Source organism: Aeromonas sp. XH (assembly GCF_033348475.1).
GTDB lineage: Bacteria > Pseudomonadota > Gammaproteobacteria > Enterobacterales > Aeromonadaceae > Aeromonas > Aeromonas sanarellii.
This window is the reverse complement of record NZ_CP137630.1, coordinates 2,587,178-2,612,908: the sequence shown is the minus strand read 5'-3', so window position 1 is coordinate 2,612,908 and position 25,731 is coordinate 2,587,178. Positions and strand designations below refer to the sequence as shown.

General features: G+C 65.5%; 22 protein-coding genes and 1 pseudogene. 11 read left to right on the top strand and 12 right to left on the bottom strand.

The genetic code is table 11. The features are described from left to right. The first annotated feature begins 106 nt into the window (after window positions 1-106). Window positions 107-1,561, top strand: coding sequence for a molybdate ABC transporter ATP-binding protein ModF (gene modF, locus R2B70_RS12065; protein ID WP_318161580.1), 1,455 nt, complete (start codon window positions 107-109; stop codon window positions 1,559-1,561). Between the two features lie 18 nt (window positions 1,562-1,579). Here the strand turns inward: modF and R2B70_RS12060 are convergent, their stop codons facing one another. The 4 genes and pseudogenes from R2B70_RS12060 to R2B70_RS12045 all read right to left on the bottom strand — a co-directional run bounded on the left by R2B70_RS12060 (window position 1,580) and on the right by R2B70_RS12045 (window position 2,780). Beyond that, window positions 1,580-1,771 (bottom strand): hypothetical protein, encoded by a 192-nt coding sequence (locus R2B70_RS12060; protein ID WP_245195882.1) that lies wholly within the window; start codon window positions 1,769-1,771, stop codon window positions 1,580-1,582. 5 nt (window positions 1,772-1,776) lie between these two features. Further along, entirely contained in the window at window positions 1,777-2,316 is a 540-nt protein-coding gene (locus R2B70_RS12055; protein ID WP_318161579.1) for a hydrolase, read from the bottom strand. Window positions 2,317-2,393: 77 nt separating this feature from the next. Next, window positions 2,394-2,588: pseudogene (locus tag R2B70_RS12050) on the bottom strand (hypothetical protein); the annotation flags it as partial. A 21-nt stretch (window positions 2,589-2,609) separates the two neighbouring features. Beyond that, window positions 2,610-2,780 carry a hypothetical protein gene (locus R2B70_RS12045; protein WP_318161578.1) on the bottom strand — a complete coding sequence of 57 codons (171 nt, stop codon included), beginning with the start codon at window positions 2,778-2,780 and terminating at the stop codon, window positions 2,610-2,612. Window positions 2,781-3,133: 353 nt separating this feature from the next. Between R2B70_RS12045 and R2B70_RS12040 the strand changes: the two genes are divergently transcribed. Next, entirely contained in the window at window positions 3,134-3,955 is an 822-nt protein-coding gene (locus R2B70_RS12040) for a MetQ/NlpA family ABC transporter substrate-binding protein (protein WP_209792812.1), read from the top strand. Window positions 3,956-4,021: 66 nt separating this feature from the next. Here the strand turns inward: R2B70_RS12040 and R2B70_RS12035 are convergent, their stop codons facing one another. After that, window positions 4,022-4,744, bottom strand: coding sequence for a phosphatase PAP2 family protein (locus tag R2B70_RS12035; RefSeq protein ID WP_318163347.1), 723 nt, complete (start codon window positions 4,742-4,744; stop codon window positions 4,022-4,024). Window positions 4,745-4,987: 243 nt separating this feature from the next. Between R2B70_RS12035 and R2B70_RS12030 the strand changes: the two genes are divergently transcribed. The 7 genes from R2B70_RS12030 (at window position 4,988) to dedD (ending at window position 13,826) form a co-directional block, all read left to right on the top strand. Further along, window positions 4,988-6,115: a 4-phosphoerythronate dehydrogenase gene (locus R2B70_RS12030; RefSeq protein WP_219142153.1), complete on the top strand. Its 1,128-nt coding sequence runs from the start codon at window positions 4,988-4,990 to the stop codon at window positions 6,113-6,115. A gap of 141 nt (window positions 6,116-6,256) precedes the next feature. Further along, the gene (locus tag R2B70_RS12025) at window positions 6,257-7,273 is read left to right on the top strand and encodes an aspartate-semialdehyde dehydrogenase (protein ID WP_042078538.1); all 1,017 of its coding nucleotides are present in this window, start codon (window positions 6,257-6,259) and stop codon (window positions 7,271-7,273) included. 286 nt (window positions 7,274-7,559) lie between these two features. Next, a complete protein-coding gene (locus tag R2B70_RS12020; RefSeq protein WP_318161577.1) occupies window positions 7,560-9,665 on the top strand; it encodes a FimV/HubP family polar landmark protein in 2,106 nt (701 codons plus the stop codon). 164 nt (window positions 9,666-9,829) lie between these two features. Continuing rightward, on the top strand, window positions 9,830-10,639 hold the full coding sequence (gene truA, locus R2B70_RS12015; protein ID WP_042078536.1) for a tRNA pseudouridine(38-40) synthase TruA: 810 nt from the start codon (window positions 9,830-9,832) through the stop codon (window positions 10,637-10,639). 119 nt (window positions 10,640-10,758) lie between these two features. Continuing rightward, a complete protein-coding gene (gene accD, locus R2B70_RS12010) occupies window positions 10,759-11,622 on the top strand; it encodes an acetyl-CoA carboxylase, carboxyltransferase subunit beta (RefSeq protein ID WP_209792798.1) in 864 nt (287 codons plus the stop codon). 2 nt (window positions 11,623-11,624) lie between these two features. Beyond that, complete coding sequence (gene folC, locus R2B70_RS12005; protein ID WP_318161576.1) at window positions 11,625-12,878, top strand: bifunctional tetrahydrofolate synthase/dihydrofolate synthase; 1,254 nt, start codon at window positions 11,625-11,627, stop codon at window positions 12,876-12,878. Window positions 12,879-13,022: 144 nt separating this feature from the next. Next, entirely contained in the window at window positions 13,023-13,826 is an 804-nt protein-coding gene (dedD, locus tag R2B70_RS12000; RefSeq protein WP_318161575.1) for a cell division protein DedD, read from the top strand. Between the two features lie 105 nt (window positions 13,827-13,931). Here the strand turns inward: dedD and R2B70_RS11995 are convergent, their stop codons facing one another. The 3 genes from R2B70_RS11995 to R2B70_RS11985 form a co-directional block, all read right to left on the bottom strand. Continuing rightward, window positions 13,932-14,276: a TusE/DsrC/DsvC family sulfur relay protein gene (locus tag R2B70_RS11995; RefSeq protein ID WP_042078532.1), complete on the bottom strand. Its 345-nt coding sequence runs from the start codon at window positions 14,274-14,276 to the stop codon at window positions 13,932-13,934. A 160-nt stretch (window positions 14,277-14,436) separates the two neighbouring features. Next, window positions 14,437-16,578 carry a YccS family putative transporter gene (yccS, locus tag R2B70_RS11990; protein WP_318161574.1) on the bottom strand — a complete coding sequence of 714 codons (2,142 nt, stop codon included), beginning with the start codon at window positions 16,576-16,578 and terminating at the stop codon, window positions 14,437-14,439. A 264-nt stretch (window positions 16,579-16,842) separates the two neighbouring features. After that, window positions 16,843-17,499: a Bax inhibitor-1/YccA family protein gene (locus R2B70_RS11985; RefSeq protein ID WP_010675134.1), complete on the bottom strand. Its 657-nt coding sequence runs from the start codon at window positions 17,497-17,499 to the stop codon at window positions 16,843-16,845. A gap of 466 nt (window positions 17,500-17,965) precedes the next feature. Between R2B70_RS11985 and R2B70_RS11980 the strand changes: the two genes are divergently transcribed. Then, complete coding sequence (locus R2B70_RS11980) at window positions 17,966-18,220, top strand: DUF6719 family protein (protein WP_157005451.1); 255 nt, start codon at window positions 17,966-17,968, stop codon at window positions 18,218-18,220. 90 nt (window positions 18,221-18,310) lie between these two features. Here the strand turns inward: R2B70_RS11980 and prpF are convergent, their stop codons facing one another. The 4 genes from prpF to prpB form a co-directional block, all read right to left on the bottom strand. Then, window positions 18,311-19,510, bottom strand: coding sequence for a 2-methylaconitate cis-trans isomerase PrpF (prpF, locus tag R2B70_RS11975; protein ID WP_318161573.1), 1,200 nt, complete (start codon window positions 19,508-19,510; stop codon window positions 18,311-18,313). Between the two features lie 71 nt (window positions 19,511-19,581). Beyond that, window positions 19,582-22,200 (bottom strand): Fe/S-dependent 2-methylisocitrate dehydratase AcnD, encoded by a 2,619-nt coding sequence (gene acnD, locus R2B70_RS11970; protein ID WP_318161572.1) that lies wholly within the window; start codon window positions 22,198-22,200, stop codon window positions 19,582-19,584. Continuing rightward, complete coding sequence (prpC, locus tag R2B70_RS11965; RefSeq protein ID WP_318161571.1) at window positions 22,200-23,357, bottom strand: 2-methylcitrate synthase; 1,158 nt, start codon at window positions 23,355-23,357, stop codon at window positions 22,200-22,202. The genes acnD and prpC overlap by 1 nt, the downstream gene beginning before the upstream one ends. A gap of 63 nt (window positions 23,358-23,420) precedes the next feature. Continuing rightward, complete coding sequence (gene prpB, locus R2B70_RS11960; protein ID WP_209792785.1) at window positions 23,421-24,320, bottom strand: methylisocitrate lyase; 900 nt, start codon at window positions 24,318-24,320, stop codon at window positions 23,421-23,423. A gap of 382 nt (window positions 24,321-24,702) precedes the next feature. On the opposite strand from prpB, the gene R2B70_RS11955 reads away from it, so the two are divergent. After that, on the top strand, window positions 24,703-25,683 hold the full coding sequence (locus tag R2B70_RS11955; RefSeq protein ID WP_318161570.1) for a quinone oxidoreductase: 981 nt from the start codon (window positions 24,703-24,705) through the stop codon (window positions 25,681-25,683). Window positions 25,684-25,731: the final 48 nt, after the last annotated feature.

The window sequence follows — 25,731 nt, the reverse complement described above, 5'->3', positions numbered from 1 at the left end:
TCTTCAACGATACGGCGCCGCAATGGCGCCGTTTTTGTCTGCGCCCCCCTTTTCTGTTACAAGGGGAGGGAGCAAGGCTGCTTCCCGCGACTCACAGGACGACCCCATGACCTCATTGCAGTGGCAATCCGCCACCCTGGCCCTGCGTGGCCAACACTCCCTGATTATTCCCGAACTCTGTCTCACCCCTCAGGCGTGCTGGGCCTTTGTCGGCAGCAATGGCAGCGGCAAGACGGCGTTGGCGTCGGCCCTGTGCGGCGAGCTGGCGGTGCGTACCGGGGTGGTGACGGGTCGGGTCCGGGCCGAGCGACTCTCGTTCGAGTCGCAGCAGCAACTGGGCGAGCGCGATTTCCAGCGGCGCAACACCGACATGCTGGGGGAAGAGGAGGAGGCGGGCTACCAGGTGTCGACCCTGATGCTGGAGGAGGGGGGCAAGGAGGCGCAGGCCCGCTCGCTGCTGGCGCGCTTCGGCATCGAGTCCCTGTGGGATCGTCCCTACCGTTACCTCTCGAGCGGGGAGGGGCGCAAGCTGCTGCTGGCCCGGGCCCTGTTGGGACGGCCCGAGCTTCTGGTGCTGGACGAGCCCTTCGATGGGCTGGATCAGGGGGCCAGAGCCTCCCTGATGTCGCTGCTGGCCGACCTGGTGTCAGAGGGGCTGCGCCTGGTGGTGATAGTCAACCGCTTCGACGAGATCCCGCCCTTTGCCACCCACCTCGGCCTGCTCGGCGAGTGTCGCCTGCTGCTGGCGGGGGAGCGCGATGCCGTGCTCGGCAGCCGGGAGGTGGCCCAGCTGGCGCGCGCCGAAGCCGTCTCCCCCCGCTTGCCGCCTCCGCTCGCGACTCCCGTGCCCTTGCCTTCAGGCCCACGGGTGGTCATGAAAGCCATGCGTATCGCTTATGGGGACCAGGTGGTGATCGACGGGCTCGACTGGACCATAGCGCCGGGGGAACACTGGCAACTGGTGGGGCCCAATGGCGCCGGCAAGTCGACCCTGCTCTCCCTCATCACCGGGGATCACCCGCAAGGTTACAACAATGAGCTCCATCTGTTCGGACGGCGGCGGGGCAGCGGCGAGAGCATCTGGGAGATCAAGCGCCATATCGGGCTCGTGAGCCCGGCGCTGCATCTGGACTATCGCGTGAGCTGTTCGGTGCTGGCGGTGATCCTCTCCGGCTTCTACGACTCCATCGGGCTTTATACCCGCCCGGGGGATCGTCAGCTGGCGCTAGCCAACGAGTGGCTGGCCCTGCTGGGGTTAAAGGAGCAGGGGGGCCAGCCCTTTCACTCCCTCTCCTTCGGCCAGCAGCGGCTGGTGCTGATCGCCCGGGCCCTGGTCAAACATCCGCCGCTGCTCATCCTGGACGAACCTCTGCAGGGGCTGGATCCCCTCAACCGCCATCTGGTGCGGGCGTTGGTGGTGCGCCTCATCGGCGAGGGCACCCAGCTGCTGTTCGTTTCCCACCATCCGGAGGATGCGCCCCCCGGCCTCACCCACCGACTGAGTTTCGTGCCAAGGGAAGAGGGGGGCTATGACTATCTGCAGGAGCGCCTGGGGGGCTGAGCCGCCCGGGCGGCATGATCAGAGAGGGGTCGGTTCGGCGAGGAGCGCAGGCAGGCCCAGCAGCGCCCACCACAGCCCGAAGAAGAGCATGATCCCCAGCCAGAGCCAGGCCAGATAGTGGCGGGTGGCCGCCATGCCCGTCATGGTCACCGTGAGCGCCACCCCGAAGGCGATGAGGGCAAACATCAGGGGCGCCATGTTGTCCATCATGGCGGTCACTTCACCAGGGAGAGGATCTGGCGAAACGCCGGGTGGCGGCAATCCCCCATCAGATCAAAGAGGCACATCTCCACGGAGGTGAGGGCCGCCCCCCTGGCCGCCAGCTGACCGATGGCGAGATCCCGGTTGGCGGCACTGCGGGACGACACCGCATCCACCACCAGGGAGACCCGGGCGCCGCCCGCCAGCAGTCCCAGCACGCTCTGGTAGACGCAGATATGGGTCTCGATGCCGCACACCAGCCAGTGGCTGACTCCCGTCCTCGCGAGGGTGTCGGCCACGGCCGGCTCCCCCAGTGCACCGAAGCTGAACTTGGTCAGCACGGGATCCCCCGCCTGCAGCGGCCGCAACTCGGGCACGGTGGCGCCGAGTTTCTCGGGATTTTGCTCCAGCCAGACCACCGGCAGGCCCAGCGCCTTCGCGCCCTGCACCAGCCTGGCCGTGTTGGCGATGAGCGAGTCGCTCCCTTCCACCAGGCGGGCGAGTTTGCCCTGGATATCCACGACCAGCAGGCCGGCGTCGCGGCGTTCAAGCATGATTTTCTCCTCGTTTGTGGCGGGTTTCCTGGCCCCTAGGTCAAAGATACCGGCTTCTGCTGGCAAGCTGCGCCTCTTCACGCGCTCGCCATGCCAGGGGGCGCAAGGTAGGTCAATGCCTCTATGTTGTTGCCGTCCGGATCGCGCAGGAAGGCGGCGTAGTAATCGGGGGCATAGTGGGGGCGCAGCCCCGGCTGCCCGTTGCAGGCAAAGCCGGCCATGACGCCAGCCCGATGGAACGCATCCACCTGCGCCGCGGTGCTGGCCGCGAAGGCGAGATGGCAGGGGGCGCCCTAGTCGCCCCGCTCAATCAGGAAGCCTACCTTGTCGTGACCAAGTCGGCCGAAACCTGCGGCGTCTTTGTCTGCCCATTTGAGTTCTATCAGGAGGGGCGCCAGCACGGTTGCGTAGAAGCGTTGGCAGTCGTCGAAACGCACCACCTTGATTTCAACATGCTCGAACATTGCCACTCCTTGTGTTGTCTGGATGAAGGGGGTGAGGGCAATGTCGCCCTTCGGAGCCACCTGCCGTATTCCCCGAATGATGGGTGCCGACTGACCACAGTAGGCCATATGCCGCCTTCTGCGGGATGGGAGAAAGCCGCAACTGTGTGTTCTGTCAAAGATTTTCTATCCAGGCACCAACCTGGCTCAGCCAGCATTCGGCCAAGCTTGCCCGGTTTTGTTGCTTGGCGACGAGGAAAAGCTCTGTTATGGTGTCCCGAGTTGGCCGTTTAGACGGCTAGATGGCTGTGGTGTTTCTTCTTCCACGACACCCACGACCACCATTTTGATCATCATGTAGACAGGGAGTTTCTATGCAGCGTCGTACCTTCTTCACCCTCTCCGCCCTGGCCCTGCTGGCCGGCAGCTTGCCGCTTTCCGTTCTGGCCGCCGATCCGGCCAAGAAGGAGATCGTCATCGGCACCACGGTCGGGGACTTTGCCGACATGGTGACCGACTCCATCAAGCCGCAGCTCGAGGCCAAGGGCTACCAGGTCAAACTGGTGGAGTTCACCGACTACGTGACCCCCAATATCGCCCTGGCCGATGGCTCGCTGGACGTGAACTGCTTCCAGCACAAGCCCTATCTGGATAGCTTCTCCAAAGACAGGGGCCTGTCGCTGGCGCCCATCACCCAGGTACCGACCGGCCCCATGGGGCTCTATGCCGGCAAACTGGGGGAGCTGAAGGCGGTGAAAGAGGGGAGCACGGTCGCCATCCCGAACGATCCCACCAACCAGGCGCGGGCGCTGCTGATGCTACAGGATCTGGGCTGGCTGACCCTCAAGGAGGGGATAAACCCCCTCAAGGCGAGCGAGTTCGACGTGGTGAACAACCCCCACAACCTCAAGCTGGTGCTGCTGGAGGCGGCGCAACTGCCGCGCTCCCGTGAGGACGTGGACTTCTCGGTCATCAACGGCAACTTCGCCGCCTCGAGCGGTATCCCGTTCAGCAGCGGGCTCTTCCTCGAGCGCAGCTACGACTTCATCAACTGGGTGGTGGTGAAGAGCGCCGACGCGGACAAGCCGTTCGCCAAGGACGTGGCGGCCGCCTACAACTCCCCCGAGTTCAAGGCCTATGCCGCCAAGCGCTTCCAGGGGTACAAGTATCCCCAGGGCTGGCAGAGCAAGGGCTGAGCAGGCTCGACGGACAGCAAAACGGGCACCTCGGTGCCCGTTTTGCTTGGTGGCTCGCCTGCGGCGCTAGTAATGATGCAGCCACCAGCGGGCGGCCAGGAGTGCGGTCAGGCTGCCGAGCAGGGCGCTCGCCAGCACGTCCAGCGGCCAGTGCATGCCGATCAGGGTGCGCGACAGACCGATGCCGAGGGCCCAGAGCGGCAGCAGCCAGACCCCGGCGGGGGCGCGGGCCAGCCAGATCAGGCCGAAGAACTGGGCCAGGCTCATGGCGGCGATGCTGTGGCCGGAGGGGAAGGCGTAGTTGACCTCTGCCTGCCAGTGCTGGCCGAGCCAGGCGGGCAGCGCCAGCAACTGGGTCGCGGCGTGGACCTGTTCGCCGCGAAGCGCCAGGCTGCTGGCATAGAACTGGCGGATGGCGGGGATGAGCTCCTGGCGTTCCAGCCAGAGAAGGTAGGGTCTGGGCTCCTCGGTCAGCTGTTTGACGAGACTCTTGATGATCCAGTCGCTCGCCAACACGGCAAACAGGACGCCGGCCAGCGCCAGCAGGGCGCGACCATCCAGCGTCAGCTTGTGTCGGGTCAGCAGCAGCAGGGCGGCAACGGTGATGGCGATGCCCGGCAGGTCCACCATGCGGGTGAGGGCGTAGGGCCACCATAGCCAGCCCGAGTGCAGGGCGTCGCTCATGAAGGGCTGCCAGGGCAGGCAGACGAGCAACAGCTGCGGCAACAGCAGCACGGCGTTGAAGCCAAGTACCTGACGGCGGGGCAGTGAAGAGGAGTGGGTCGGCATGGCGGAGCTCTGGTCGGTGGCGCTGGGCGCGGCTAACAAGGAGGCGCCATTGTGCCAGCCAGGCCCCAGCGGTCAAGCCGGGGGCGGCGTGGGGCAACATGCTGTTACACAGGGAGGTCGCCAGCCCGTGGCGGCGCCGCCCCTCTGTGCCGGGTGGGGCGTTCGAGAACAAGCCTCTGAAAATTCGGTGCGTTTGGGCTAGAATGGCGCGCCTGTGGCCCTTGTGGATTGAGACCCGTGTCGATGAAGATCGTCGTTGATGAAAATATGCCCCATGCCCTGGAGCTGTTTGCCGAATTTGGTGAAGTGATCCCCCTGCCGGGAAGAGCAATAACGGCGGCGGATCTGCAAGAGGCGGACGTGCTGCTGGTGCGCTCCGTGACCCGGGTCAACGAAGCGTTGCTGGCGACCAGCCCCAGGCTGGGCTTCGTCGGCACCGCCACTATCGGCACGGACCACATCGATCAGGGCCTGCTGGCGGCACGGGGCATTCCCTTCTTCAGCGCCCCCGGCTGCAACAAGGTGTCGGTCGGCGACTATGTGCTCTCGGCCCTGCTGGTATTGGCCGAGCGCCACGAGCTGAACTTGAGCGAGATGAGCCTCGCCGTCATCGGCGCCGGCAACACCGGCGAGAGCGTGGCCGGCAAGGCCGAGGCGCTCGGCATGAAGGTGCTGCGCTGTGACCCGCCCCGGGTCCGCAGCGGCGCGGCCGGCGACTACGTGGGCTACCGGACCGCCCTTGGCGCCGACATCGTCAGCTTCCATGTCCCCTATACCCGCGAGGGACAGGATGCCACCTTCCACCTGCTGGGGGAGCGCGAGATAGCGGCTCGTCCGGCCGGGCAGATCCTCATCAACGCCTCCCGCGGCGAGGTGTGGGACAACCGGGCCCTGCTTGCCCGCCAGCAAGGCCCGGCCCCACTCAGGCTGGTGATGGACGTCTGGGAAGGGGAGCCCGAGCCACTAGAAGCCCTGGTGCCTTACACCGAGATAGCCACGCCGCACATCGCGGGCTACAGCCTGGAGGGCAAGGCCCGCGGCACCTGGATGCTCTATGAGGCGCTCTGCCGGCAGCTGGGGCGCACGCCGCGCCAGGATCTGCAATCCCTCTTGCCCGCCCCCGAGGTGCGCGACGTGACGCCGGGCCAGCCGGCGGATCAGGGCCTCATCAAGCAGCTCGTCCACCTCATCTATGACGTGCGCCGGGACGACGCCCGTTTTCGCAACCGGATCGGGCTGCCCGGTAGCTTCGACGAGCAGCGCAAGCGCTACCCGGAGCGGCGCGAGCTCTCCTCCCTGCAGGTGAAGGGCCCCTTCGCCGACGACAGGCTGGCCCGCCTGGGCTTTGCCGTCGTGGGCGCATCAACCTAATTTCAACGGCGAGGATCCGGGCGCAAGGCCGGATCTTCGCCTCGGCCCGGCGTGGTGCCGGGCCGCCATCAGACGATCACGCTTGCCACCCGGGGGGCCTCATGCCCGGCCCCGACAGGCAGCATCACAGGAGAGACAACAGTGAGTCAGCAATTCAACGTAGCGGTATTGGGCGCGAGCGGCGCCGTGGGTGAGGCCATGATCGAGATCCTGGAGGAGCGCGGCTTCCCGGTCGCCACCCTCTATCCGCTGGCCTCCAGCCGCAGTGCCGGCGACACGGTGCGCTTTGGCGGCAAGAACGTCGAGATCCTGGACGTGGAGGCGTTTGACTGGAGCCAGGTGCAAGTAGCCCTCTTCTCCGCCGGGGCCGAGGTCTCTGCCAAGTGGGCGCCGATTGCCGCCGAGCACGGCTGCATCGTCATCGACAACACCTCCTGCTTCCGTTATGACGAGGACATCCCCCTGGTGATCCCGGAAGTGAACCCGGACGCCCTGGCGGATTTTCGCAACCGCAACATCATCGCGAACCCGAACTGCTCCACCATCCAGATGCTGGTGGCGCTCAAGCCCCTGCACGACGAGGTGGGTATCGCCCGCATCAACGTGGCGACCTACCAGTCCGTCTCCGGCTCCGGCAAGGAGGGGGTGAGCGAGCTGGCGGGCCAGACCGCTCACCTGCTCAACGGTCGCCCGGTGGAGCCCGCCCTCTACCCGCAGCAGATCGCCTTCAATCTCATCCCGCAGATTGACGCCTTCACCGACAACGGCTACACCCGCGAGGAGATGAAGATGGTGTGGGAAACCCAGAAGATCCTGGGGGATGCCAGCATCGCCGTGAACCCCACCTGCGTGCGGGTGCCGGTCTTCTACGGCCACGCCGAGGCGGTCCACGTGGAGCTGCATCAGCCGCTGGACGCCGAACAGGTGAAGGAGCTGCTGCGCCATGCCCCGGGCGTCACCCTGTTTGACGACGAGCACGACTATCCGACCCCGGTGCGCGACGCCACCGGCAAGGACGAGGTGCTGGTGGGCCGGGTACGCCAGGATATTTCTCACCCTTGCGGTATCAATATGTGGATCGTGGCCGATAACGTTCGTAAGGGCGCGGCGACCAACAGCGTGCAGATTGCCGAACTGCTGGTGCGCGACTACCTCTGATGTCGGCCTGCGGCGGGGAGGGAACCCCGCCCTTGCGCCGGCGCCGTGGCGCCGGGATGTGACCGGGAACCCACTCTCCGGTTTTTGGAATCTTGAGAGATATCAGTGAACTAGGTTTTTTTCTACACTCTGGTTCGCGTCCGGGGCTCTTATTTGGCAGCGGCCGGGCGCGAAATATGTCGGATCGCTGGCTTGAGACCGGCGCCTGATTTATATTGAGCCGATTGTTTTGGGGTAACTATCCAGATTTTTCAATGTGATAGGGCCGTCATACGAAGGAACGAATATGGGACATTCCCGCATAACGCTGGCAACGCTACTCGCATTGGGGCTTCTGGGCACGGTTCAGGCCGACGAGGCGGGGCGAGAGCCTTTCTTTGTCGAGCTCAAGGGGCCGGACGGCTCACCGCCCCCCGCGGTGCAACCAGAGCCCCAGGCCCAGCCCGTGGCCCCCGTCGTATTGCCCAAGGCAGAGCCGATAGTGCGTCAGGTGGCTTCTGCGAAGGCGGGCAGTTATGGTCCCGTTCGTCCCACCGATACCCTCTGGAGCCTGGCGAGCAAGCATCGCCCCTCCAATCGGGTGAGCGTCTACCAGACCATGGTGGCTATCTATGACAAGAACCCCAGAAGCTTTGCCGATGGCAACATCAACCACATTCTGGTGGGCTCCCACATCCTGCTGCCCACGGCGGCCGAGGCGGGCCGCATCACGGATGCCGAGGCGCGCCGCCGCTTCAACAGCGACAACGCCAGCTGGAAGGGGCTGAGCCCCAAATACCTGGCCAGCAAGCAGGCTCGCACCGCGCAGCCCGTCGCCAGTCAGCCCGCGCCGGCCAAACCTGCTGCCGCCCCCAAGGCGGCCCCGATCCCGGCGGCGCCCAAGGTGACCGCTCCTGCCACCGAGGTGAAGGAGACCGCCAAGGCCGCGCCCGCCCCCGTGGCAGCGAACAGTGCCGCGAGCAGCGCCGCCGGCACGGCGCCAACCCCTCTTCCCGCCACCCCGGTGGGCAAGCCCTCCACCGAGATGGCGCTGGCGCTGGAAGATGCCAACGCCCAGCTCGGCCAGGTCACCGAGATGAACCACAGGCTCAAGCTGCGCCTGCAATCCCTGACCGAAGAGGTGGAGACCCTCAAGGCCCAGTTGCAGGATCAGACCGCGCTGCAAAAGGAGGTGGCGGAGCTCAAGGCCAAGCCGGTGCCCCCCGTGGTGGCACCCGCGCCCAAGCAGAGCTGGCTGATGGAGCTGCTCTCCTCGCCGCTCAACCTCGCCATGATCATCCTGCTGCCGGTGCTGCTGGTGCTGGCCCTGGTGACGCTCTGGCTGCGGGCCCGCGCGCGCCGCGAGCTGGAAGAGCAGGAGAAGAGCCTGTCCGAATCGACCTCCATGGTGATGGGGGACGAGAGCAGCGAGTTCGATCAGCTGATGACGGTGGGCATCACGGATGAAGACCCCCTGCACCCCATGCCGGATCTCAACGAACCGGATGGCAGCGGTAAGCAGGGCGGGGCCGATGCCTCGGCCGACGTCATCTTCAGTGATGACGAGACCGCCCTGTCCGCCTTCGACGTGGAGCCCGCGGTGGCGACGGCGAACCGGGATCCGGATCTGGTGCCAGAGCTCGATCTGGCCCACGAGGGGGGCTTCGATCTCCCCGTGGTGCCCGAACTGGATCTCTCCGACGAGTCCGATGCCGCCCCCCGTGCCCGCGACGAGGTCATGACGGAGGAGGAGCTGCAGGCCGCCCTGTTTGCCGAGCTGGATGCGGATCTCGAGGCGGATCTGGCCAAGGCCCAGGCAGAGAGCCGGAGCCGCCGTGACGAGCCGTTCGACAACTTCGACTTGAGCGATGTGGAGACCGGTTTTGGCGAGCCAGCCCAGGACGCGCCTGCCGCCAAGGACGCTCAGGAGGGGGCCGGCTATGGCAAGGATGACGTGGACGACATGCTGGCCGAACTCGGTCTGGAACCCACCAAGGGGGCGAGCCCGGCCTGGGATCCCAACGAGCTGGCCCTGGCGGACTTCGAGGATGCCTTCGCCGAGGTGGAGCCCCATGCCGGCGATCTGAAGCCCCGCGAGCAGGCGCAGGCCAACGACTACGTGGAGATAGACAAGCTCCTGGCCGAGGCCAACGCCAGCAGCACGGAGCAGGAACCCTATCAGGGCTTCTCCCTGGACGTGGGGCTGGACGGTTTCCCCGAGGTGTTGCCGGAGTCCAACGGTTTCGACGTGGATGCCGACGACGGCGGGGTGGGGGCCAAGCTGGATCTGGCCCGGGCCTACCTCGAGATCGACGACAAGGAGAGCGCCCGGGAGTTGCTGGAAGAGGCCGCAGCCCAGGGCAGCGAACACCAGCGCGCCGAGGCACAGAAGCTGCTCAAGCGCCTGGGATAAGGGCCGTTTGCCGGCGAACGAACCAAGAGGGCAGCCTGCGGGCTGCCCTCTCTTTCATGGTCACGAGTGCCGCCGCCTCCACGGTCTGGGACTTTTGAGCCCGAGCGCGTATAATCCGCCCCGTTTCTTTCACCGCATCCTTTCATCAGAAGACACCGTTATCCATGCGAATTGCCCTAGGTATTGAATATGACGGCAGCCGGTATTTCGGCTGGCAGCGTCAGCGCGAAGTGATCAGCGTCCAGGAGGAGCTGGAAAAAGCCCTCAGCCGCATCGCCAACCACCCCGTCTCCATCCAGTGTGCCGGTCGCACCGATGCGGGGGTGCACGCCACCGGCCAGGTGATCCACTTCGATACCGAGTCCAATCGCGCCGAGGGGGCCTGGACCCTGGGGCTCAACTCCAACCTGCCCCCTGACATCGCCGTGCGCTGGGTCAAGGAGGTGGACGAGCACTTCCACGCCCGCTTCAGCGCCACCGCCCGTCGCTACCGTTACGTCATCTACAACCACAACTACCGCCCAGCCATCCTCGGCAGCGGCGTCAGCCACTACCACGAAACCATCGACGCCGAGCTGATGCACCAGGCCGGCCAGTCCCTGCTGGGCGAGCACGACTTCAGCACCTTCCGGGCCGTCGCCTGCCAGTCCAACACCCCCTGGCGCAACGTGACCCACCTGTGCGTCAGCCGCTCCGGCCCCTATATAGTGCTCGACATCAAGGCCAACGCCTTCCTGCACCACATGGTGCGCAACATCACCGGCTCCCTGCTGCTGGTGGGGCAGGGTCTTCAGCCGGTGGAGTGGATTGCCGAGGTACTGGCGGCGAAGGATCGCAACCTGGCGGGCCCCACCGCCAAGGCGGGCGGCCTCTATCTGGTGGACGTGGATTACCCGGCCGAGTTCGGCCTGCCCCAGTTGCCCCTCGGGCCGCTCTGGCTGCCGGACTCGGCACCGGGTACGACCAGTTTTTAGTAACTGGGCCCGAAAATTTGTGGTTTAATGATCCGTCGTTTATTGCCATCGAGCCCTTAAGTCATTGAACAATCTAGGCTCGATGTGTTTTGTCAGGCACAAATGCATTAAGGAATTCCATGAGCTGGCTTGAGAAGATCCTTCCCAAGAGCAAGATCACCACACCGCGTCGTCACAACATTCCGGAAGGGGTGTGGACCAAGTGTACTGCTTGCGAACAGGTGCTCTACCGGGCAGAACTGGAGCGCAATCTCGAAGTGTGCCCCAAGTGTGATCATCATATGCGCATCAGCGCCCGCGCCCGTCTCGAGAGCTTCCTCGACGTCGAGGGTCGCAGTGAAGTCGCGGCCGAGCTGGAGCCGCAAGACATCTTGAAATTCAAGGATTCCAAGCGCTACAAGGATCGTCTGTCTGCCGCCCAGAAAGAGACGGGAGAAAAAGATGCGCTGGTGGTGATGAAGGGGACCCTCAAGGGGGTGCCGGTCGTCGCCTGTTCGTTCGAGTTCTCCTTCATCGGGGGCTCCATGTCCTCCGTGGTCGGCGCCCGCTTCGTGCGCGCCGTCGAGGAGAGCATCAAGGAGGGCCGCGGCCTGGTCTGCTTCTCCACCTCCGGTGGCGCGCGGATGCAGGAAGCCCTGTTCTCCCTGATGCAGATGGCCAAGACCAGTGCGGCGCTCGACAGGCTCACCAAGGCGGGCCTGCCCTTCATCTCCGTGCTGACCGACCCCACCATGGGGGGCGTCTCCGCGAGCCTGGCCATGCTGGGTGACATCAACGTGGGCGAGCCCAAGGCGCTGATCGGCTTCGCCGGCCCCCGCGTCATCGAGCAGACCGTGCGCGAGAAGCTGCCGGAAGGCTTCCAGCGCTCCGAGTTCCTGCTGGAGAAGGGCGCCATCGATCTCATCATCGACCGCCGCGAGATGCGCAACCGCCTGGCCGGCCTGCTGGCCAAGCTGATGAACACTCAGGTCATCGAAGACTGAAGATGAGTTCACACATGCAACAATCCCAAAGCCGGTCGCTGGTCGACTGGCTTTCTTATTTGGAACAGATCCACCCGGTCAACATCGACATGGGGCTGGAGCGGGTCGGCGCCGTCGCCCGGCGCATGGGCCTCACCGAGCTGCCGTTCAAGGTGATCACGGTGGCGGGCACCAACGGCAAGGGCTCCTCCTGCGCCATGGCGGCCAGCATACTGATGGCGGCGGGCTACAAGGTGGGGGTCTACTCCTCGCCACACCTGCTGCGCTTCACCGAACGGGTGCGCGTCAACGGTCAGGAGCTGGCCGACGACGCGCACTGCGCGGCGTTTGCCGAGGTGGAGGCGGCCCGGGGCGACATCGCCCTCACCTTCTTCGAGTTCGCCACCCTGGCGGGTCTGTGGCTGTTTTGCCGCGCCGCCCCCGATGTGCTCCTGCTGGAAGTGGGGCTGGGGGGGCGGCTCGATGCCACCAACGTGGTGGAATCGGACGTCGCCCTGATCACCTCCATCGCCCTGGATCACTGCGACTGGCTCGGGGATACCCGGGAGGCGGTGGCAGTGGAGAAGGCCGGCGTCTATCGCAAAGGTAAACCCGCCATCAGCGGGGAGCCCAATCCGCCTGCGACCATAGCGAGCGAAGCGGCGCGCCTCGGCGCCTGCCTGCGTCAGGTCGGCCGCGATTTTCACGGGGACGAGTACAAAGGCGACTGGGATTACCACGGCCTGCACCACTGGCTGGGGCTGCCCAAGCCGGCCCTGCCGCTGATGAACGCGGTCACCGTGCTGGCGGCGCTGGAGTCCCTCGGCCTGCCGCTGGCGGAGTCCGCCATCCGCGAAGGGCTGGCCAATGCCCGCCTCGCGGGGCGGATGCAGCGTCTGCAAAGCGATCCCGCCGTCATCGTCGACGTGGCCCACAATCCCCATTCGGCGGCCTATCTCGCGAACCAGCTGCGCCTGCTCCCCTGCAAGGGCAAGCGCCGCGCCGTGGTGGGCATGCTCAAGGACAAGGATATGGCGGGTTCCCTTAAGGAGCTTCAGGGGCTTGTCGATGGGTGGTATCTCGCGAGCCTTCACGGTCCCCGTGCCGCCACGGCGGCCCAGCTGGCCGCCGCCCTGGGTGAACAGGGGCCGGCCGCGCAGTTTGAGTCGGTGAGCGAGGCTTATGAGGCTGCTCTGGCCGTGTCGAGTCCTGACGATATGGTCATCGTGTTCGGCTCGTTTTACACTGTCGCCGACGTGCTGGCGGCGAGCGCCTGAGCCGTTTCTGCGCATCATGGGTCCAGCGACACGGGCAGGGCGCTGCCTGGTGCTGAGGTTTCAAAACGGAATGGCGTGAGGGGCCGTTCATGGTGGATGCCGGCAAAATTGCAAAAATACTAAGCAACATGGGTGGGAATTAACTTGGCTTCGAAGTTTCAAAACAGATTGGTGGGGACCGTCATCCTGGTCGCCCTGGTGGTCATCTTTCTGCCGGACCTGATGGACGGCAACAAGCTGGAGCAGAAGGACGAGGCCTTCGCCAAGATCCCGCTGCGTCCGGAGCTGGAGCCCGCCAAGCCCGCCCTTCAGGTCTCGGCGGCGAGCACCCTGCCGGCCGAGCATCTGGCGAGCCAGCAGCAGGCCTCTGCCGCGACCCAGTGGCAGGTGGAGGAGATCGGCGACACCGTGACCCTGGCCAATCAGGCGGGAACCAACCCGGCAGCGACCAACCAGGCGCCCGTCACCCAGCAGCAGCCGGTGCAGGCCGCGGCACAACCCAAGCCGCAGCCCAAACCCGAGCCCAAGCCGGAAGTGATCGCCAGGAAGCCGGTGGAGCAACCCAAGCCCAAGCCGGTGCCCCCCAAGCCGGTAGAGGTGCAAAAGCCGGTGGAGGCCAAGCCGCAGGCGGGCCAGATCAAATCCATGGATGATCTTATCGCGAGCAAGATGGCCCAGCCGGCCCCGGCTCCTGCCGCCACGTCGGCCCAGGGAAGCTGGATCCTGCAGCTCGGCGCCTTCAAGAATGCAGACAGCGTCAATGCCCTGGTGAGCAAGCTGAGGGCGGCGGGCTACTCGGCCCAGACGTCGCCGAGAACCCCGGTGCAGGGGCAGATCAACCGGGTCTTCATCGGGCCGGATGTCTCCAAGGCGAAGTTGCAGGGCATGCAGAGCCGGATCAGCCAGATGACCGGCTTGAGCGGCTCAGTGGTGGCCTACAACCCCTGACAGGGTGATGAAATGAAAAGACCGCGCCTCATGGCAACATGGGCGCGGTCTTTTTTTGTGTCCAAAACGGGGGAGGCAGTGTGGCTATCGGGCAGCCGAGGAGGCCTAGATGCACTTCACCGGCTTGGGCAGGCCCGCGATCTTGGTGGCCTGTTTGGCGGGGCCTTCCGGGAACAATTTATAGAGGTAGCGGCTGTTGCCCTTCTCCGGGCCATACTGCTTTTCCATCGCCTTGACCAGGGCGCGGATGGCGGGGGAGGTGTTGAACTCCAGGTAGAAGGCCCGCACGAACCGCACCACTTCCCAGTGGGGCGCCTCCAGCACTATCCCCTCCCGCTCGGCCAGCACCAGGGCCAGCGCCTCGCTCCAGTCCGTGACATGACGCAGATAGCCCTGGGCATCGGTCTCGATGGCCTGGCCGTTGAATTCCAGCTGATGATGCTCAGACATAAGGGCTCCTCACAAAGGGGCTGTCGGGACTGGGTTATTGAGATTGGGCGGGCATGGTAGCGCCTTGACCCCGGATCGGCAACCGGTGCGGAGGCACCGCCGCGTCCCTTTACCGATCATGGCCCTGCCGCCAGGGGGTCTGGTCGCGAGATCCGCGTCCTCAGGCCTGCTCCTGCCGGGTCAACAACTGGCCGTCGTTGGCGAGCATCAGCAGCTCGTCCGCCAGCTGGCTGATGAGGGTGAGCTGCTGGCTCAGCATCAGCTGCTCCTCGCTGCTCTCCGGAGCAATGGCCGGACAGGCTCCCGCGAGCGGGGCCGGCATCTCCCCCGCCAGGTGGCCGGCGGCCTGCTCCAGGGTCTGGCTGATGTGGCGGCTGATCTCCTCCAGCCCCTCGATGGGCTCGAGCTTGTCGCGGTGTGCCCCGAGCGCCGAGATGTAGGAGAGCAGGGCATGGTTGCGCCAGGTGAGGGTGAAGCAGAGATCCAGGAAGCGGCGGCGCTTGCTCGGCTCCACCAGCATGCTCTGCCAGGCCATGGCCAGCTCGCTGTCGGCGAGGTGGGCGCACTTGCGGGCCACCCGGTAGTCGAGGGATTCATCCCGCTGGCGATGCAGGCTGGCGAGCACCGCCGAGAGGTACTTCGCATTGGCGGACAGGGAGTTGGCAATCAGGGTCGGCAGCCGCTTGTATTGCCAGTCCGGCCAGAGCCAGGCCACCAGGGCGTAGGAGAGCAGGCAGCCTAGCAGGGTATCGAGCAGGCGGGGCCCCAGGATGGCGAAGCCGATGCCATCCAGCAGGTTGAACGCCATCAGCACGTAGAGGGTGATGAAGCAGACGGCGGCGCTGTAGTTGCTGCGCACCTGGGTGAAGAACAGGAAGGCGGCGAGCCCCATGATCCCGAGCTGCAGGTGCAACTCGGGGAAGAGCCAGAGCACGGGCACGCCGATGAGGATGCCGGCGAAGGTGCCGAGCATGCGTTGCACCAGGCGGCGGCGGGTGGCGCTGTAGCTCGGCTGGCAGACGAAGAGCACGGTGAGCAGGATCCAGTACCCCTTGTCCAGGCTGAACGCCTGCAGGATGCCATAGCCCACCACCAGGCCCAGCGAGAGCCTCAGGGCGTGACGAAACACCATGGAGTCCGGGGTCAGGTGCTGCCTGAGCAATGCCAGCAGGGGCAGGGCGACCGGTCGTGCCAGAGGAGGCAGGCTGGTGGGCGGCGCGGCGGGGTTTTGCAGCTCCTCGGCGCTTTGCAGCAGCTGGTTGATGCTGGCCAGGTTGCGGCGCAGGAACTTCATCGGCGTCAGCAGGGTCTTGGGGTAGTGCTGCTTGAGGTGGGTGAACTCCAGCTGATCGCCGAGGGCCTCCAGGGTCCAGTGAATGCGTTTGTGGTGGGTGTAGGGCTTGTGCACCAGGATGGCGTAGCCGAGCTGCTGACAGGCGTCGGCAAGCTGTGACAGCACCTCCTGGAAGCCGTCGAGGACGATGCCCTGCTTGAGTTCGGCTTCCAGCTTGCTGTAGGGGTAGTGGCTGGAGGTGGCCCGCTCCTGGATCTCCAGGGCAAGCAGGTAGAGGCGCAGCAGGCCCGCGAGCTCGGGGGCCACCCCGTGGCGGCCGGGGGCATGAAGACGGGCATTGAGCGCCGTCTTGGCCTGGTTCAGGGCATTGACCAGGTTGATGTTGAGCTGGGCCAGATTGTGGCGGATGGCCTGGGCGCCGTGTTCGTCGGCCGGGAAGAAGCGGGATTTCTCCTGCAAGTAGCGGGCGAGGGCGAAGTAGCTCTGGGCGAGCTGCTCGTGCAGGGTCTTGTAGGGCAGCAGCCAGAGCCAGACCAGGGACACCAGGCCGTACCAGAGGGCGCCGGCGCACAGGGCCAGCGGCTGATAGAAGAGATCCGGCGCCTTGGCGGCCCCCAGCATGGTGTAGGTGGCAATCAGCAGGGAACCAAAGCTGATGGTGGCGTAGCGTTGGCCGAGGGCACCCACCATGACGAAGATAAAGGTGGAGCCCGCGAGCCCGATGGCAAAGAGCCAGGGGGTGGGGAAGAGATACTGTACGCACAATGAGGCAAACAGGAAGCAGAGCAGGGTCATGGCGAGGTTCTTGACCCGGCCCCAGAGGCTGTCGTCGGTCTCGGCGATGGCGCCGGCCACCACCCCGAGGGAGAGCAGCACGGTGAGCTGGATGTCACCGGTAGCCAGCGCGAAGGCGAGCAGCCCCGCGATGGCGAGCAGGACCTTGAGGGCGAAATAGATGTGGCTGTCTGTCAGCAGTCGGCGCAGCAGGCCGGAGAAATCCATCGGCATGCTAGGCACCACCCTTGAACGAGGTGAAATCGATGTGGCAGTCGATCAGCAGACGGCGCAATAAACCTGAGAAGTCCATGGGCATGGGATGAAGGCAACCCTTGAGCGAAACGAAAGCGAAAGCATAACCCGTCGATAACGAAACGGCCCTGATTTGGATCAGGGCCACTTCGCTTCATATCCTTGATTTGCAACTTATCCTGACAGAAATGGGCGCCAATAAAAACCCCGCCGAAGCGGGGTCTTGTGCATCTTATGCATCCATCAGTTGCGGTTGCCGCCAAGCAGGCTCAGCAGGCTCAGGAAGATGTTGTAGATGGAGACATACAGGGTGACGGTGGCAGAGATGTAGTTGGTCTCGCCGCCGCGCACGATCTGCTGGGTGGTCAGCAGGATGGCGCCGGAGGAGAAGAGCATGAACATGGCGGACAGGGCCAGGCTCAGGGCGCTCATCTGCAGGAAGATGTTGGCGACCATGGCCACCAGCAGCACCCAGAACCCGACGAATAGCATGCCGCCGAGGAAGGAGAGGTCCCGCTTGGTGGTCAGGGCATAGGCAGACAGGCCGAAGAAGGTGAGCGCAGTACCGCCCAGCGCCGTCATCACGATCTCGCCGCCGCCGTTGTTCATGTACATGTTGATGATGGGGCCGAGGCTATAGCCCAGCAGGCCGGTCAGGGCGAAGGTGAACACCAGCCCCATGCCGTTGTCACGGTTCTTCTCGGTCAGGAACATCAGGCCGTAGACACCGATGAGGAACACGGCCCAGTGCAGGGGCGGCATGTTCATGACGGTTGCTACCCCGGCTACCACGGCTGAGAAGCCAAGAGTGAGGGAGAGCAGCATGTAGGTGTTGCGCAGCACCTTGTTGGTGTCGCGCACGGCACCCTGGGTGCCAGTGTAGATAGAACGGGTATCCATCTTGATGTCCTCTTGATTTCCGGGTGAAGCAACCCATTGTGCTTCGTTAACGCATTGTATGCACTGAATGTGTGGATGACGAGCGCTGATTTCAAGCGCCACCCCACCTGCGTGGTCCCTACTATCCCAGAGCAAAGATGTATTGCGCATGAACAAGTGGAGGTCGTTGCCATTCTGGGCCGCACCGCTCCCCTGTCCATGGCAGGGCGTCCCCCTTCCCCGGCCTGGCTGTCGACCAGCCTGAAGGCGCCCCTGTGCGGCATGAGGGCCGAGGCCTCTCCTTCCTCCTCGGTTGTCAGGGTTGGCCTGCGGCAGGGGAGGGCGTGTGTCGGCTGTGTCTGGAATCGTCGGAATGCCGCCCGTGACGGGTTTCGGCCCAAGGGGCGGGATGGCTACACTCCCCTGAGTCGATGCGGGCCGGGCGCCTCTAGCCCGGCGCATCCGGATCACACAGAGGGAGTGGCCTATGGCGGTTGCATGGAAGAGGGTGAGGTGGCTGGCGGCATTGCTGGTGGCGGGACTGATGACGGGGTGCGCCGCCCTGGTGCCGGCCCCCATCGAATATCTGAGCCAGGATCCGCCCCCGGGGGCGCTGCCCCATGGGCAGAAGCGCTATGTGGATGATGGCAGGTGTCCGGCCGGTCAGGTGAAGCAGTTGATCGGAGGGGATGCGAAGAAGAATATCCCGCGCCAGGTGGAGTGCGTGCCGCGTCCGCAATGAGGCGGGACACTGCTGGGTGAACTCACTGCAACAAAGAGAGCCGGGGCGATCGCCTCGGCTCTTTTCTATGGTCGAACGCCGATGGGGTGGCTAGAACGCATCCCCCGGCACCCGCACCCAGCCCTCCATCAGGATGCGGGCGGAGCGGGACATCACCGCCTTGGTGACGGACCACTCCCCGTTCACCAGCCGCGCCTCTGCGCCCACCCGCAAGGTGCCGGACGGGTGGCCGAAGCGCACCGTCTCGCGCTCGCCCCCCCCCGCGGCCAGATTGACGAGGGTGCCGGGAATGGCCGCCGCGGTGCCGATGGCCACCGCGCAGGTGCCCATCATGGCGTGGTGCAGCTTGCCCATGGAGAGGGCCCGCACCAGCAGGTCGATCTCGCTCGCGTTGACCTCCTTGCCGCTGGCGGTGCTGTAGTCCTTGGCCGGCGCGACGAAGGCGATCTTCGGTGTATGCTGGCGAGTGGCCGCCTCTTCGGGGCTCTTGATGAGCCCCATGCGCAGGGCGCCGGCAACCCGGATCGCCTCGAAGCGGGCCAAGGCCTCGGGGTCCGTGTTTATCTGCTCGCGCAGCTCGGTGCCCTCATAACCGATGTCCTCGGCATTGACGAACACAGTGGGGATGCCGGCGCTGATCAGGGTGGCTTTCAGTACGCCGCTCTTTACAACAGACGCGGGTACCTCCAGATCGTCCACCAGATTGCCGGTGGGGAAGAGGGCGCCGCCCTCCTCGCCATCGTCTGAGGGATCGAGAAACTCCAGCACGATCTCGGCGGCGGGGAAGGTGACGCCATCCAGCTCGAACGCGCCGGTCTCCTGCACCTGGCCGTTGGTCACCGGCACGTGGGCAACGATGGTCTTGCCGATATTGGCCTGCCAGATCCGCACCACGCAGATGCCGTTGTCCGGGATGCGGGCCGGATCCAGGAGTCCTGCGTGAATGGCGAAGGCCCCCGCGGCGGTGGAGAGGTTGCCGCAGTTGCCGCTCCAGTCCACGAACGCCTTGTCGATGGCGACCTGGCCGTAGAGGTAATCCACGTCGTGATCGGGCTGGCTGCTCCTGGAGAGGATCACGCACTTGCTGGTGGAGGAGGTGGCGCCCCCCATGCCGTCGATGTGGGCGCCGTAAGGGTCCGGGCTGCCGATGACCCGCATAAACAGCTTGTCGCGGGCCTGGCCCGGCTGTTGGCAGCGCTCGGGCAAGTCCTGCAGACGGAAGAAGACCCCCTTGCTGGTGCCGCCGCGAAGATAGGTGGCCGGGATCTTTACTTGAGGATTGTGGGTCATAGCGATTGTCCTGCTCGTGCTCATTCTGGATGTAAGACGGCAGCCAGGGTGGCTGCCGTCTTGAGGTGACGTTAGCTGGCGGCCTTGTGCGCGGTCGACGCCAGGAAGTCCTGGGCGAAGCGTTGCAGCACGCCACCGGCCTCGTAGACCGAGACCTCCTCGGCGGTGTCGAGGCGGCAGGTCATGGGCACCTCCAGCACCTCGCCGCTCTGGCGGCGCACAACGAGCACGAGATCGGCGCGCGGCAGGCGCTCACCCACCACATCGTACGTCTCGGTGCCATCGAGGCCCAGGGTGAGGCGGGTGGTGCCCGGCTTGAACTCCAGCGGCAGCACCCCCATGCCGATGAGGTTGGTGCGATGAATGCGCTCGAAGCCTTCCGCCGCTATCACCTCCACCCCGGCCAGCCGTACCCCCTTGGCCGCCCAGTCCCGGGACGAGCCCTGGCCGTAGTCGGCACCGGCGACGATGATGAGCGGCTGCTTGCGCGCCATGTAGGTCTCGATGGCCTCCCACATCCGCATCACCCGGCCCTCCGGCTCGACCCGGGCGAGGGATCCCTTCTTCACCGCGCCGTTGACCACCGCCATCTCGTTGACCAGCTGGGGGTTCGCGAAGGTGGCGCGCTGGGCGGTCAGGTGATCGCCACGGTGGGTGGCGTAGGAGTTGAAGTCCTCCTCCGGCAGGCCCATCTTGTGCAGATATTCGCCGGCCGCGCTGCTGCGCAGTATGGCGTTGGAGGGGGAGAGGTGGTCTGTGGTGATGTTGTCCGGCAACACCGCCAGCGGCCGCATCCCCTTGAGGGTGCGCTCACCCGCCAGGGCCCCTTCCCAGTAGGGGGGGCGACGGATATAGGTGCTCTGCGGGCGCCAGTCGTAAAGCGGCGCCACCTTGGGGCCTTGATCCTCCTCGAGGGTGAACATGGGGATATAGACCTGGCGGAACTGGGACGGCTTCACCGAGGCCTTGACCACGGCGTCGATCTCCTCGTCGCTCGGCCAGATGTCTTTGAGGCGAATTTCCTTGCCGTTCACCACCCCCAGCACATCCTTTTCGATGTCGAAGCGGATGGTGCCGGCGATGGCGTAGGCCACCACCAGGGGCGGGGAGGCGAGGAACGCCTGCTTGGCGTAGGGGTGGATGCGGCCGTCGAAGTTGCGGTTGCCCGACAGCACCGCCGTGGCGTAGAGATCCCGGTCGATGATCTCCTGCTGGATGGCGGGATCGAGCGCACCTGACATGCCGTTGCAGGTGGTGCAGGCAAACGCCACCACGCCGAAGCCGAGCCGCTCAAGCTCGCTGTCCAGCCCCGCCTCTTTCAGGTAAAGCGCGACTGTCTTGGAGCCGGGGGCCAGGGAGGACTTCACCCAGGGCTTGCGGCTGAGGCCGAGTCTGTTGGCGTTGCGGGCCAAGAGGCCTGCGGCGATCACGTTGCGCGGGTTGCTGGTGTTGGTGCAACTGGTGATGGCGGCGATGATCACGGCGCCATCCGGCAAGAGGCCGTCGGCCTCCTGGGCGCGAGCCTTGTCCAGATCCACCGCGATACCGCGCTCAGCCAGGGCGGAGACCGGCAGGCGGCGATGGGGGTTGGAGGGGCCCGCCAGGGTGCGTACCACGGTCGACAAGTCGAAGTGCAGCACCCGCTCGTACTGGGCGTCCGCCAGGGCGTCGGCCCAGAGGCCTGCCTCCCTGGCGTAGATCTCAACCAGCCTGACCTGCTCGTCGTCACGGCCGGTCAGCTTGAGGTAGTCGAGGGTCTGCTGGTCGATGAAGAACATGGCCGCGGTGGCGCCATACTCCGGCGCCATGTTGGAGATGGTGGCGCGATCGCCGAGGGTGAGGGCGGCGGCGCCCTCGCCACGGAACTCCAGGTAGGCGCCGACCACCTTCTGCTGGCGCAGGAACTCAGTGAGGGACAGCACCAGGTCGGTGGCGGTGATGCCGGGGCCGGGCTTGCCGGAGAGCTCGACGCCGACGATCGAAGGCAGCCGCATCCAGGAGGCGCGCCCCAGCATCACGTTCTCGGCTTCGAGCCCGCCCACCCCCACCGCGATGACGCCGAGGGCGTCCACGTGGGGGGTGTGGCTGTCGGTGCCGACGCAGGTGTCCGGGTAGGCCAGGCCGCGATCGGCGTGGATGACCGGCGACATCTTCTCCAGGTTGATCTGGTGCATGATGCCGTTGCCTGGCGGGATCACCTCGATGTTCTTGAACGCCTGCCTGGTCCAGTCGATGAAGTGGAAGCGATCCTCGTTGCGGCGATCCTCGATGGCGCGGTTCTTCTCGAACGCCTGCGGATCGAAGCCGCCACACTCGACGGCCAGCGAGTGGTCGACGATGAGCTGCACCGGCACCACTGGGTTCACCTGGGCGGGATCCCCCCCCTGATCGGCGATGGCGTCGCGCAGGCCTGCCAAGTCCACCAGGGCGGTCTGGCCCAGGATGTCGTGGCATACCACCCGCGCCGGGAACCAGGGGAAGTCGCGATCGCGCTTGTTGTGCACTATCTGGTCGAGGCACTCACCGAGGATGGCCGGATCGCACCGGCGAACCAGGTTCTCGGCGTGGACGCGGGCGGTGTAGGAGAGCCTGTCCCAGGTGCCGGGCTGGATGGCTTCGACCGCCTCACGGGCGTCGAAGTAGTCGAGCGCCGTGCCGGGCAGGGGCTTGCGATATTGGCTGTTGATCATCACTTGCGCTCCTTGAGCGGCACGAACTGGAGATCCTCCGGGCCGACGTAGTTGGCGCTCGGACGGATGATCTTGCCGTCGATGCGCTGCTCGATGACATGGGCCGACCAGCCTGAGGTGCGGGCGATGACGAACAGCGGGGTGAACATGGCGGTGGGCACGCCCATCATGTGGTAGCTGACGGCGCTGAACCAGTCCAGGTTCGGGAACATCTTCTTGGCGTCCCACATGACTTCTTCAAGGCGCTCGGCGATGTCGAACATCTTGGTGTTGTGCTGCTCCTGGCTGAGCTCGCGCGCCACCTCCTTGATCACCTTGTTGCGCGGGTCCGAGACGGTGTAGACAGGGTGGCCGAAGCCGATGACCACTTCCTTCTTCTCGACCCGGGCGCGAATGTCGGCCTCCGCCTCGTCCGGGTTCTCGTAGCGCTTCTGGATCTCGAAGGCCACCTCGTTGGCGCCGCCGTGCTTGGGTCCGCGCAGGGCACCGATGGCCCCCGTGATGCAGGAGTACATGTCGGAGCCGGTGCCGGCGATGACGCGGCCGGTGAAGGTGGAGGCGTTGAACTCATGCTCGGCGTAGAGGATGAGGGAGGTGTGCATGGCGCGCACCCAGGAGTCACGCGGCTTGTGCCCGTGCAGCAGGTGCAGGAAGTGGCCGCCGATGGAGTCGTCGTCGGTCTCTACGTGGATGCGCTTGCCGTTGTGGCTGAAGTGGTACCAGTAGAGCAGCACAGAGCCTAAGCAGGCCATCAGCTTGTCGGCGATGTCGCGGGCGCCCGGGTGGTTGTGATCGTCCTTCTCCGGCGACAGGCACCCCAGCACGGAGACGGCGGTGCGCATCACGTCCATGGGGTGGGCGCTCGGGGGCAGCTGCTCCAGGGCGGTCCTGACCCCGGTGGGCAGGCCGCGCAGGGCCTTGAGCTTGGCCTTGTAGGCGGTGAGCTCCGCCACATTGGGCAGGTGGCCGTGCACCAGCAGGTGGGCTATCTCTTCAAACTCGCAGCTGGTGGCCACGTCCAGGATGTCGTAGCCACGGTAGTGCAGGTCATTGCCGGAGAGGCCGACGGTGCACAGGGCCGTGTTGCCGGCGGCGGTGCCGGAGAGGGCGACGGATTTCTTCGGCTTGAAGCCGGTGGTTTCGGGAATGGCGCTCATCACATGTTTCCTCATTCAGTCCGTTGAAGCGCCGGCCGCCAGCATGAGACGGCCGGTCGCGGCTTATTCCTTGGTGGACAGGTCCTTGGTGAACAGCCTGTCCAGGGTCTGTTCGTAGTGGTGGTAGCCGAGGAAGTCGTAGAGGGACTCCCGGGTCTGCATGGTGTCGACCACGGCGCGCTGGTGGCCGTCGCGGCGAAGCGTCTGATAGACGTTGAGTGCGGCCTGGTTGGCGGCGCGGGCGGCACTCAGGGGGTAGAGCACCATGTCGACGCCGTGGGCAGCGAGTGCCTCCTTGTCAAACAGCTCCGTCTTGCCGAACTCGGTCATGTTGGCGAGGATGGGCACCCCGGCCGCCTGCTTGAAGCGATCGTACTGGTCCAGCTCGGTCACCGCCTCGGCGAAGATCATGTCGGCGCCTGCCTCCACATAGGCGGCGGCGCGCTCCAGGGCCGAGCCCAGCCCCTCTACCGCCAGGGCGTCGGTGCGGGCCATGATGACGAAGCTCTCGTCCTGGCGGGCATCCACCGCCGCCTTGATCCTGTCCACCATCTCGGAAACCGAGACCACCGCCTTGTTCGGCCTGTGGCCGCAGCGCTTCTGGGCCACCTGATCCTCCATGTGGACGGCGGCCACCCCGCCGCGCTCGAAGGCGCGAATGGTGCGGGCGATGTTGAAGGCGCCGCCCCAGCCGGTGTCGATGTCCACCAGGAGCGGCACCTGGGTGGCTGCCGTGATGCGCTCGGCGTCGATCAGCACGTCGTTCATGGAGGTCATGCCGAGATCCGGCAGGCCGAAGGAGGCGTTCGCCACCCCGGCGCCGGAGAGGTAGAGGGCCTGGAAGCCGCTGCGCTCGGCCATCAGCGCCATGTAGGCGTTGATGGTGCCGACGATCTGCAGGGGCTTCTCGTTGGCCAGGGCAGTGCGAAAACGCGTCCCGGCCGAGGGGGATAGGTTGGACATGATGACTCCTTTCATGGGGTGCTTGTCTGCTGTGGATGCTGGCTGTGAATACCATCATCTCACACTACGTTTACGTCAACGTCAATTATGCTTAGGTCCAAGGCCCGTCAATCTGCGGGCACCGGTGGCTTCCCTTCTGAGAACTGCTTTTTATTCAATCGGATAGCTCTTTCTTCCCCAGGTGCGCCTGGCCAATGCCATGGCGCCGCCGTGGTGGTTCAGGGCCGATTCTGGCCTCTTCCCCGAGGGGGGGCAACGGATTAGCAGGGGGGTGTCATGAGATGAAAAGTGGCTGTCGCCCGATGCAAAGCGGACGTTCACGTAAATCCCTAGATTCACTCTGGACGATGTTTTCACCCATGAATGAATCTGGAGAACAGCCATGGCCAACGCCATACGCTTCTATGAAACCGGGGGCCCCGAGGTCCTGCGCTACGAAGAGGTCTCGGTCGGTGAACCCGGGCCGGGCCAGGTACGGCTGCGCCATGCCGCGGTCGGCCTGAACTACGCGGACACCTATTTTCGCAACGGCACCTACCCGATCCCGCTGCCCAACGGCCTGGGGGTCGAGGCGGCCGGGGTGGTAGAGGCGGTGGGTGAGGGCGTGACCAGCGTCGCCGTCGGCGATCGCGTCACCTACACCGGCTTCATCAATACCCTAGGTGCCTACTCGACCGAGCGCCTGATCCCGGCCGCGCCGCTCATCAAGCTGCCGGACAACATCTCCTGCGAGACCGCCGCCGCCATGACCATGCGCGGCCTCACCGCCGCCTACCTGATGCGCCGCATCCACGCCTTCAAACCCGGTGACAGCATCTTGCTGCACGCCGCGGCAGGGGGCGTCGGCCTCATCGTCGCCCAGTGGGCCAGGCTGCTGGGGCTGACGGTGATCGGCACCGTCTCGAGCGACGCCAAGGGCGAGCTGGCCCGGGCCCACGGCTGCGACTACATCATCGACTACAGCCGCGAGGATGTGGCCACCCGGGTGCGCGCCCTGACCGGCGGCGCCGGCGTTGACGTGGTGTTCGACAGCGTCGGCAAGAGCACTTTCATGGGCTCGCTTGATTCCCTCAAGCGCCGCGGCCTCATGGTCTGCGTCGGCACCGCCTCCGGCCCCATCGAGGGCTTCAACCCCCAGTTGCTGGCCATGAAGGGCTCCCTCTACCTGACCCGTCCGGCGCTCGCCGACTACATCGCCGATCCGGACGAGAAAGGGGCCCTGGCCGCGGAGCTGTTCGACCACGTGGCCAGCGGCCGGATCAAGATCGAGATCAACCAGCGCTACGAGCTGCAGGATGCGGCGGCGGCCCACCGGGATCTGGAGGCGCGCAAGACCACGGGCTCCTCCATCTTCGTTATCTAGGGCCCGAGCTCTCCGCCCCATGGGGCGGGGAACTTGTCCGGTCGCCTG

What these genes read in the sequence shown, in the direction of transcription:
- modF (WP_318161580.1), top strand. Translation starts at nt 107, where the DNA reads ATGACCTCATTGCAGTGGCAATCCGCCACCCTGGCCCTGCGTGGCCAA.
- R2B70_RS12060 (WP_245195882.1), bottom strand. Translation starts at nt 1,771, where the DNA reads ATGATGGACAACATGGCGCCCCTGATGTTTGCCCTCATCGCCTTCGGG.
- R2B70_RS12055 (WP_318161579.1), bottom strand. Translation starts at nt 2,316, where the DNA reads ATGCTTGAACGCCGCGACGCCGGCCTGCTGGTCGTGGATATCCAGGGC.
- R2B70_RS12045 (WP_318161578.1), bottom strand. Translation starts at nt 2,780, where the DNA reads ATGTTCGAGCATGTTGAAATCAAGGTGGTGCGTTTCGACGACTGCCAA.
- R2B70_RS12040 (WP_209792812.1), top strand. Translation starts at nt 3,134, where the DNA reads ATGCAGCGTCGTACCTTCTTCACCCTCTCCGCCCTGGCCCTGCTGGCC.
- R2B70_RS12035 (WP_318163347.1), bottom strand. Translation starts at nt 4,744, where the DNA reads ATGCCGACCCACTCCTCTTCACTGCCCCGCCGTCAGGTACTTGGCTTC.
- R2B70_RS12030 (WP_219142153.1), top strand. Translation starts at nt 4,988, where the DNA reads ATGAAGATCGTCGTTGATGAAAATATGCCCCATGCCCTGGAGCTGTTT.
- R2B70_RS12020 (WP_318161577.1), top strand. Translation starts at nt 7,560, where the DNA reads ATGGGACATTCCCGCATAACGCTGGCAACGCTACTCGCATTGGGGCTT.
- truA (WP_042078536.1), top strand. Translation starts at nt 9,830, where the DNA reads ATGCGAATTGCCCTAGGTATTGAATATGACGGCAGCCGGTATTTCGGC.
- accD (WP_209792798.1), top strand. Translation starts at nt 10,759, where the DNA reads ATGAGCTGGCTTGAGAAGATCCTTCCCAAGAGCAAGATCACCACACCG.
- folC (WP_318161576.1), top strand. Translation starts at nt 11,625, where the DNA reads ATGAGTTCACACATGCAACAATCCCAAAGCCGGTCGCTGGTCGACTGG.
- R2B70_RS11995 (WP_042078532.1), bottom strand. Translation starts at nt 14,276, where the DNA reads ATGTCTGAGCATCATCAGCTGGAATTCAACGGCCAGGCCATCGAGACC.
- yccS (WP_318161574.1), bottom strand. Translation starts at nt 16,578, where the DNA reads ATGCCGATGGATTTCTCCGGCCTGCTGCGCCGACTGCTGACAGACAGC.
- R2B70_RS11985 (WP_010675134.1), bottom strand. Translation starts at nt 17,499, where the DNA reads ATGGATACCCGTTCTATCTACACTGGCACCCAGGGTGCCGTGCGCGAC.
- R2B70_RS11980 (WP_157005451.1), top strand. Translation starts at nt 17,966, where the DNA reads ATGGCGGTTGCATGGAAGAGGGTGAGGTGGCTGGCGGCATTGCTGGTG.
- prpF (WP_318161573.1), bottom strand. Translation starts at nt 19,510, where the DNA reads ATGACCCACAATCCTCAAGTAAAGATCCCGGCCACCTATCTTCGCGGC.
- acnD (WP_318161572.1), bottom strand. Translation starts at nt 22,200, where the DNA reads ATGATCAACAGCCAATATCGCAAGCCCCTGCCCGGCACGGCGCTCGAC.
- prpC (WP_318161571.1), bottom strand. Translation starts at nt 23,357, where the DNA reads ATGAGCGCCATTCCCGAAACCACCGGCTTCAAGCCGAAGAAATCCGTC.
- prpB (WP_209792785.1), bottom strand. Translation starts at nt 24,320, where the DNA reads ATGTCCAACCTATCCCCCTCGGCCGGGACGCGTTTTCGCACTGCCCTG.
- R2B70_RS11955 (WP_318161570.1), top strand. Translation starts at nt 24,703, where the DNA reads ATGGCCAACGCCATACGCTTCTATGAAACCGGGGGCCCCGAGGTCCTG.